General features: G+C 68.0%; 8 protein-coding genes. 5 read left to right on the top strand and 3 right to left on the bottom strand.

The window, feature by feature from the left end:
* A partial coding sequence (locus tag RBH18_RS44270) for a glycoside hydrolase family 78 protein (protein WP_456237651.1) occupies positions 1–906 on the bottom strand: 906 nt, incomplete at its 3' end.
* A 165-nt stretch (positions 907–1,071) separates the two neighbouring features.
* On the opposite strand from RBH18_RS44270, the gene RBH18_RS41840 reads away from it, so the two are divergent.
* Positions 1,072–1,431 (top strand): hypothetical protein, encoded by a 360-nt coding sequence (locus RBH18_RS41840; RefSeq protein WP_306216068.1) that lies wholly within the window; start codon positions 1,072–1,074, stop codon positions 1,429–1,431.
* A gap of 1 nt (position 1,432) precedes the next feature.
* On the opposite strand, the gene RBH18_RS41835 is transcribed toward RBH18_RS41840, so the two are convergent.
* A complete protein-coding gene (locus tag RBH18_RS41835; RefSeq protein ID WP_306216067.1) occupies positions 1,433–2,041 on the bottom strand; it encodes a DNA mismatch repair protein MutL in 609 nt (202 codons plus the stop codon).
* Between the two features lie 36 nt (positions 2,042–2,077).
* Between RBH18_RS41835 and RBH18_RS41830 the strand changes: the two genes are divergently transcribed.
* The 4 genes from RBH18_RS41830 (at position 2,078) to RBH18_RS41815 (ending at position 5,561) form a co-directional block, all read left to right on the top strand.
* Complete coding sequence (locus tag RBH18_RS41830) at positions 2,078–2,764, top strand: response regulator transcription factor (RefSeq protein WP_306216066.1); 687 nt, start codon at positions 2,078–2,080, stop codon at positions 2,762–2,764.
* On the top strand, positions 2,761–4,089 hold the full coding sequence (locus RBH18_RS41825) for a sensor histidine kinase (RefSeq protein ID WP_306216065.1): 1,329 nt from the start codon (positions 2,761–2,763) through the stop codon (positions 4,087–4,089). Before RBH18_RS41830 ends, RBH18_RS41825 begins: the two co-directional genes overlap by 4 nt.
* Positions 4,090–4,179: 90 nt before the next feature.
* The gene (locus RBH18_RS41820) at positions 4,180–4,992 is read left to right on the top strand and encodes a lytic polysaccharide monooxygenase (protein WP_306216064.1); all 813 of its coding nucleotides are present in this window, start codon (positions 4,180–4,182) and stop codon (positions 4,990–4,992) included.
* A 35-nt stretch (positions 4,993–5,027) separates the two neighbouring features.
* On the top strand, positions 5,028–5,561 hold the full coding sequence (locus RBH18_RS41815; protein ID WP_372339070.1) for a DUF305 domain-containing protein: 534 nt from the start codon (positions 5,028–5,030) through the stop codon (positions 5,559–5,561).
* Positions 5,562–5,716: 155 nt separating this feature from the next.
* Here the strand turns inward: RBH18_RS41815 and RBH18_RS41810 are convergent.
* The coding region (locus RBH18_RS41810) for a DUF3427 domain-containing protein (protein WP_306216062.1) at positions 5,717–7,888 on the bottom strand (2,172 nt) is incomplete at its 5' end.

Below are 7,888 nucleotides of genomic sequence, written 5' to 3'. Positions count from 1 at the left end.
GTCGAAGCCCGCCTCCGACCAGCCCTGCAGCGCCCCGGCGAGCTGCCCGTCGACGTTCTCGACGTAGTCCCGCCCGTCCCCGTTGCGATAGGCGGCCGCGAGCCACGGCGCCCGTGCCGTGCGCCACGTGCCGTCCGAGGTCACCACGTCCCGGCCGCCGTCGGCGTGGTCGACCACCAGGCGCGCCACGAGCCCTGGCTCCCCGGCCGGGCGGCCCTGCCCGGGGCCGTACCAGTGATAAAGAACGCCCAGCGCCTGCGTCCCGCCCGCGCGCACATCCCCGGTGACGTCGGTGACCTGGTAATAGCCCTCACCCGGATAGGCGAACGCCGGACCGCGATCGACCAGCTTCCCATTCAGGTACGCCCGATACTGCTGCGACGCGGAAAGATAAAGCCGAGCCCGTACGACGCCGGCCCCGACCGAGAACTCCTTGCGCGCGAGCGTGTAATCGTCCTTCTCCGCGTTCGTACGCCGAATCCAGCCGGCCTGCCAATCACCCGCCGCCAGCCCGGTGTCGAACGAAGCGCCGGCCCAGGGCGATTTCCGCCCGCCCCGGTCCCACGTCCGCACCTCCCAGCGAAACGACCTCCCGCCGGCGAGCGCGGGGCCCCCATAGGGCTCGAAAGCCGTGTCCGCCGACCGCACTGTGCCGCTGTCCCAGACCAACGCCCGCCCATCAAAAACCCTGATCTGGTACGCCGTCTGCCGCTCACCCCGATCAAGGTCCCGCGGCACCCACCCGAAAAGCGGCGTGCCCTCCACGCCGAGCGGATTCGTCCGGTCCCCGACGGTGAGGCTGCCCGGAGCGAGCGGCGCCCGATTGCCGCCCGAAGCATGAGCAGGCGCCGGCACAGCAAGAAGCAAGGCAACAACCACACCAACGCTCCGGAAACGAGCACCCATCAGCCCCACCCCAGCGACGCATTGAAATGTTTCACTGTTATTACGCCCGACCCTAGGTGGCGTACGTCACACGAGTCAAGCGTCCGCGGAGGCGATCGAGCGGGGCGGCGCTGACGGGGATATCGCCCCTATTCGGAGTTTCCGAGCAGGCGAACGGCGGTCGGCATGGCGCGCGGCAGGGGCGGCGGCGGTGACGGTGGTGATCCACCGATCGCGTTCATCCCGCCGCTTGAGGGGCCGTTCGCCCAAGAGCTCAGCGGCAGCGACAAGCTCAGCGAACTGGTCAAGGTCAGCGCACTCGAGCTGGCCCGAGCCCTCTGCCGGGCCGTCCGCACCCGTGCACTGGTGGACGGGGGCGGACCGGCGCCGGACTATTGGTTACTCGTCACGGCCGACGGTTCCTACGGGCGGGTGATGGCCGATCCCGACAGCGACGACCTGACGATTCTGCACGCCATGGAGCCCATCGCGGGCGCGCCGGAGCTGCCCGTCGTGCCGCCGCCCGACTGGGCTCGGCACTGGTGACTCAGGTGCCGACCTCGCTCACCTGGGCGACCGGCTTTCCGGCCTGCCAGACCACGTGCACGATGAAGCTGTGGTTGACCTCGTTGAAGTAGACCGCGAGGTTGTCCGGCGTGTCCTGCACCCGTGCGACCGACCACCCGTCGGCCGGGGTGGCGGTGACGAGCTTGATGACGCCGTCGGAGGCCTGGATCACCGTGCGGCCGCCTTCGACCCGGAAGGAGCGGACGAAGGTGCGGGTGCCGTCACTTTCCGTGGTTACGGTCCAGCCGTCCTCGGTGGTGGTGGTCGGTTCCTCGGTCTTGGTGGGCTCGGGCGGCGGCGCCGAGGTCGGGGGCTTGGTGGTGGCCTTGGTGCGGCTGGGAGTGCGGCTCTTGTGAGGCGACCGTGACGCGGATGCGCTCGCCGGCGGCGGGGATGACGGAGCGGCCGTCGTCGGGTCCGGGGTCGGGGCGAGGTCGCCGGTCTCGCGGAGCTGATCGACGGAGACGAGCGTGCCGTCGTCGGGGGAGGCCGTCCGGAGCACCGGCATCATGGCCACCGCGGCCAGCCCGATGCTGGTCAGCGTGGCGGCGCACCAGCCCAGCAGGGGCACCCAGCTCCGAGATCGCACGGGGTCTTTCTTACCGCAACCCCTATGGTGGTCGCCATGGCGTTGATCCTGCTCGTCGAGGACGATCGCAACATCACGGCCGCGCTGACCCGGGCGCTGTCCGACGCCGGGCATGTCGTGCGCCCGGTCGGGCAGGCGGGCGAGGCGCTCAAGATCTGTACGGAGGACCGGCCCGACCTGGTCATCCTCGATCTTGGGCTGCCCGACATCGACGGGACGGACGCGCTGCGGATGTTGCGCTCCGTGTCGGCGGTGCCCGTGATCGTCGCCACGGCGCGGCGTTCCGAGGCGGACATCATCCAGCTGTTGAGCGACGGCGCCGACGACTATGTGACCAAACCGTTCTCGGCGGGGCACATTCTGGCGCGCATCGCGGCCGTACTCCGGCGCAGTCGCATCGCGGTCGAGACCGCGCCCAGCGTCATCACCGTCGGGACGCTGGAGATCAATCCCCGGCAGCGACGGGCCGCGCTCGGCGGGCAGCCGCTGCAGCTGACGCGGCGCGAGTTCGACGTGCTCACGTATCTTGCCGAACGGGTCGGCCAAGTGGTCAGCCGCCGCGAGCTGCTGACCGAGGTCTGGAACCAGACCCGGATCGGGGAGGAGCAGACGATCGACGTGCACATCAGCTGGCTGCGGCGCAAGCTGGGCGAGACGGCGGCGGCGCCGCGCTTTCTGCACACGGTACGCGGGGTCGGCGTCATGATGGTCGAACCGCGGTGAGGTGGCAGCTCAACCGGCTCGCGCTGGCCATCACGTCGATGGTGGCCCTGGCGTTCCTGGTGCCGTTGATCTACGCGACCGGGAAGATCGCCCACGACCGGGCCATGAGCGACGCCCGGCAACAGGCGGCGGCCATCGTGGCGGCGCTCGCCGTCGACGTCGACCCGCAGCTGCTCAACAACGCGGTCGCCAGCACGGTTGCCGGCGGCGCGGGGCGGCTGGCCGTACATCTGCCGGGAATCGACCCCGTGGGCACAAGCCATGTCGGCGGCACCGAGGTCGACCAGGCCGCGCAGTATCGGCGCGCGGTCGTCGCCGACGCGCCCGGCGGGCTGGCCTATCTGCAGCCCAGCGTGCTGAGTGACGGGCGATCCGCGGTGATCGAGGTGTACGTGCCGGACGACGAGATGCGCCGCGGTGTCTGGGCCGCGTGGCTGGCCCTCGGGGCGCTCGCCGTCGTACTGGTGGCCGGCTCGGTGCTGATGGCGGACCGGCTCGGCAGCAAGATCGTGCGCGCCACGCGGGAACTGGCGGGCTCCAGCAGGCGTCTCGGCGGCGGCGATCTGTCGGTACGCCTCCAGCCGTCCGGTCCCACCGAACTGCAGGACGCGGCGCTCGCCTTCAACTCGATGGCGACCGATCTGCGCCGGCTCCTGGACAACGAGCGGGAGCTGGCGGCCGACCTGTCGCACCGGTTGCGTACTCCGTTGACAGCCCTGCGTCTCGACGCCGACTCCATGCCGCCCGGCCCGATCGCCGAACGCATGCGCCAGGCGTGCGACATGCTCGACGAGGAGCTCGAAGCGATCATCGCGGGGGCGCGCCTCGGCGTGGAGGCCCGGGGCAGCGAGGAGTCCGACCTGGTCGAGGTGCTCGCCGACCGGCTCGCGTTCTGGTCGGCTCTCGCGGAGGATCAGCAGCGGCCGTGGGAGGTCGTGGGCGGTCAGGTGCCGGTTCCCGTACCCGTGCCGCGCAGCGAATTGATTCTGGCCGTCGATTCTCTGCTCGGGAACGTCTTCGCGCACACCCCCGAGGGAGTGGCCTTCCGCGTGACTGTGTCGCCGGCGGGACTGCTCGTGGACGACGCCGGACCGGGCATCGCGGATCCCGAGTCGGCCGTGCAACGCGGCGTCAGCGGGGCGGGATCGACCGGTCTCGGATTGGACATCGTACGAAGGGTGGCCGCTGCCGCCGGCGGGCAGCTGGAAATCGCCCGGGGACCCTTGGGCGGCGCCCGGATCGGCATGGTCCTCACCCCGTCGCCGGAGCCTGTTCCCGTCCCCTCCGTACCGGGCCGCCGGCGCCGGGGCCGCGCGGCTTCATAAGTCTTTCCGGAGCCGTTAAGGATCCTTTATGGTCGGCGCTCCTACCTTTCTCCCGTCACCGCAAGTCCGGTATCTCGGGAGGTTCACACGATGCGCAGGTCGATCGGCTATCCGCTGGCAGCACTCGGAGCGATCGGATCCACGCTCGCCGTCTCCTCCCCAGCCCTCGCCCACGGCTACGTCTCCGGGCCGCCGAGCCGCCAGGCGAACTGCGCCTCCGGAGCCGTCGCCAACTGCGGCCAGATCCAGTTCGAGCCGCAGAGCGTCGAAGGCCCCAAGGGCCTGAAGTCGTGCGACGGTGGCCTGTCCCAGTTCTCCGTACTCTCCGACGAGAGCAAGAACTGGCCGGCCAAGTCGGTCGGCAAGAACGTGACCTTCACCTGGGTCATGACGGCCCGGCACCGCACCTCGAACTGGGAGTACTTCGTCGACGGCAAGAAGGTCGCCACCGTCGACGGCGGCAATGCCCAGCCGGACGCGGTGGTGACGCACAACGTCGACCTGTCGGCCTTCCCGGGGCGGCAGACGGTGCTCGCGGTCTGGAACATCGGCGACACGGCAAACGCGTTCTACAGCTGCGTCGACCTGAACGTCGGCGGCGGCTCCTCCACGGCGCCCGCGCCGGCTCCTTCGCCCACGCCGTCCCGTTCCTCCGCTCCCACCACCGCGCCGACGGCGGCTCCATCGTCCGTCGCGCCCTCCCCGTCCGCCTCCTCTTCGTCGGCTCCCACCGGCTCCGGCTCCGGCTCCGGCTCCTCCTCCGACTGGGCGCCGGGCGTGGCCTACAAGACCGGCGACATCGTGACCTACGAGGGCAAGAAGTACGAGTGCCGCCAGGCCCACTCCTCGCTGCGCAGCTGGGAGCCGTCCATCTACACCCTCGCCCTCTGGCTCCCCCGGTGAAGCGCCTCCTCGTAGGCGCCGTGGCGCTTCTCTCGCTGGCGGCCTGTGGCACCGCCCCCGCCCCCTCCGAGTCCTCGGTCAAGGCGGCCGTCAGCGCCGAGGGCACCCACAACGACACCGACGTGATGTACCTCCAGATGATGGTGGCCCACCACGAACAAGGCCTCGAAATGGTCCGCCTCGCCGAGAAGAACTCCACCCGCGACGACATCAAGACGCTGGCCCAGGCCGTCGACGCCACCCAGTCCGACGAGGTCACCATGATGAAGGGCTGGCTCACGGACTGGCAGCAACCCACCACCGTGGACCACGCCCCCAGCGCCCACGCCGACCACGGCGGCCTCCCCGCCACCGGCCCGGAAGAGATCGAAGCCCTGCGGAAGGCTTCGGGATCCGCCTTCGAGACGGCCTTCCTGAACCTCTTCGTCGCCCACCAGCACAACGCGGTCGAAATGGCCGCGATGGAAACCTCGGGCGGCTCCAACGCCGAGACGAAGGCCTTCGCCACCCGCGTCAAGGAAAGCCGCACCGACCAGATCCAGCAGATGCTCACCATCATGAACAGCTGACATCCGTCCCCCAACCAGCTGACCCGGCCGGGTCATCCCCAGGCTGCTCGCACCAGCAGCCCCCGGCCGGGCGAGACGGGCCCACCGGGTTCACCCTTCAGAACCCCAAGCCCGAAATCCGGCCGGCCCGCCCCCGCGGGCCGGCCGGAGCCCTTTCAGGCGACGGCTGCGGCGAAATCCGCAAAGAGGTCACCGGACAGCGGCGTGTCGAGCCGCCAGGTCACCGCCATGGGCTTCTCGCCTTCGTGTGAAACGTATGTTGCAGATCCCAAAAACCAGAAAGCCCGATCGTCTGTTCGGGTACGGGCGAAGAGCAGAATCGAGCGGCCCATGGCTACATGGTTCTGGTAGCGCCGGCCGGTCGGGCTGTCTTGGGGCGTGTTGGACTGGCTCTCCCAGTGGATGAGCTCAGGGCTGATCGCGTAGTCGCGATAGCGTGTAGTGGGGGAAAAATCCCCACCGGTCTTGTCGAGGGTGAAGGCCAGCAGGTCGGCGCCCACCTTCTTGGCGTCGTAAACCCCTTCGCGCCATTGTGGAGTCAGCGCACCGTCCCCCTCTCCCACGGCAGCGAGGATTTCGATACGGGTGTACCGGCCGTGGATCTGCAGGGGCACGTCTGCAAGAGCAGGCTTCTGCAGATGTGCTGGCGCATCGTGAATGACGTCTAGTAGCTCTCCTAGTTCAGCCACCACTTGAGGATGGCTCCAGACAACGTCGATGGCCTCTTGCAACGACTGCTCCTTCGGCAAGACTGTGCTGCCCAGGTTCGCCACCAGCATTCGCGCCAGGCGTTGTTCCACGACGCTCATCGACGCGACGCTAGTCCGGCCATCGCCCTTGGCTAGCGCAGCAAATGTCGCCAGCCGCTGCCGGTCATCGACATGCAGCAGGCGGCCCATCGCCCGGCGAAGCTTGTCCTCATGTTGCCCTGCCGGCCGTACGGGGAGTCCTGCATCCTCGCGCAGGCTCGACCAACTCTTACTATTGGCGTAGATGTCCGAGACTTCGAGACCGGTTTCGGCGAGGTACCGGTCCAGGCCTACATCGCCGCTTTGAGCTAGCAACTTCAGTTCAGCTACCTTGCTCGGCCAATGCCGAGGAATAGCCTCACGCACACTGCGAAGCACTGTCTCCTGCGCAATACGATCAAGCTCGAAATGACAGCCCGCGGGGAGGAAGGGGAAGCCCTGCTCGATGGCCCTCTCGAGGTCGCGCCGGCCGCCGCCTAGGAGGGCGCGGTAACGCTTGTCGAAGCGGAATTCACGACGATGCAAGCCGACGAAGTCGATGACGGTGCATACCGACTTGCCCTCGGCCAAGCGCAGCCCGCGGCCTAACTGTTGGAGAAAAAGGGTGGCGCTCTCGGTGGGGCGCAACATGAGGATGGTATCGACCGATGGGACATCAACCCCTTCGTTGAACAAGTCAACGGAGAAGATGACCTGCAAGTCACCACGGGCGAGCTCGCGCAGCGCTTGGGCTCGCTCGTCAGCGTCCGTGTCACCCCAGATCGCGGTCGCTGCTACACCGAGCGAACGGAACTGAGCGGACATGTAACGGGCATGCTCTACCGAGACACAAAAGCCTAGGCAGCGTACCTTCTGCACATCATCGACGTGGGATTCGAGTTGCTGATGAACGAAGCGTGCCCAGGCGTCGTTGCCGATGTAGGCCTCCGCTAGGGCTTCTAAGTCGTAACCCTGGCCGCGACGCCAAGGAACCTCCCGAAGGTCAACTCCGTCATGGACGCCGTAGTAGGCGAACGGCGTGAGGCGTTGTTGCTCGATCGCGTCCCAAAGCCGTAGTTCGGCGGCGATCCGATCGCCGAACCAATGCAACACGGGCAAGCCGTCACTGCGTTCCGGTGTAGCGGTAAGGCCGAGCAACTCGCGAGGCTCCAACTCGTCCATGATGAAGCGATAGGACGGCGCTGCCGCATGGTGAAACTCATCGACAATGATGACATCAAAGTGGTCGTGTGCTAGGTGCGTGAGGTCCGCCTGCCGAAGGCTTTGGACCGAGGCGAAGACGTGGTCGAAGTTTTTCGGACGATCTCGTCCCACCCACAACTCTCCAAAGGATGGCTCTCGAAGAACCTGCCGGAAGGTTCCCAGGGCTTGCTCCAGGATTTCCCGGCGGTGCGCAACGACGAGAAGTCTCGCTCGTGGCAGCGTCGCACGAAGCCGTGCGTAGTAAACGGCTGCCATGACGGTCTTCCCGGTTCCGGTCGCGGCGACGAGGAGATTGCGGTGGTATCCGCGTTGGCGGGACAGCTCCACCAGTTCGAGCAACCGCTCCTGGAATGGCTTGAGTTCCACCTCGATGGG

Source organism: Actinoplanes oryzae, from assembly GCF_030757795.1.
Classification (GTDB): domain Bacteria; phylum Actinomycetota; class Actinomycetes; order Mycobacteriales; family Micromonosporaceae; genus Actinoplanes.
The sequence above is the reverse complement of the archived record's forward strand: the minus strand, read 5'-3'. Positions and strand labels throughout refer to the sequence as shown.